Source organism: Mesorhizobium sp. WSM4817 (assembly GCF_055811135.1).
Genome location: NZ_JBVVQQ010000171.1, coordinates 1 through 240, shown reverse-complemented (window position 1 = coordinate 240; position 240 = coordinate 1). Strand labels below are relative to the sequence as shown.

General features: G+C 62.1%; 1 protein-coding gene. It reads right to left on the bottom strand.

Annotation, left to right across the window (positions count from 1 at the left end):
- Positions 1-58: 58 nt before the first annotated feature.
- A partial coding sequence (locus AC0L2K_RS35250; RefSeq protein ID WP_473533695.1) for a hypothetical protein occupies positions 59-240 on the bottom strand: 182 nt, incomplete at its 5' end.

The following is a 240-nucleotide window of genomic DNA, read 5'->3' as shown; positions in this document are numbered from 1 at the left end:
CCGGTGATGCGCTGCTCGATGGTTTGGTCTGTCGATTCGTAGACCTTCACCCAGGCACTCATGACTGCTCCCAAGCCCACGCGGGGCCGTTGATCGTGAAGATGTTCCCCTGCGCATCACGGAGACGCGGCCCCATTGGGGCGGTGAAGTCAGGCGACGCGACGACGGTTCCGCCGATGCCGTTGCGGACTTCCACCGAATAGAGGTCGCCTGCGAATAGGCCATACGTGCCGTTGATAC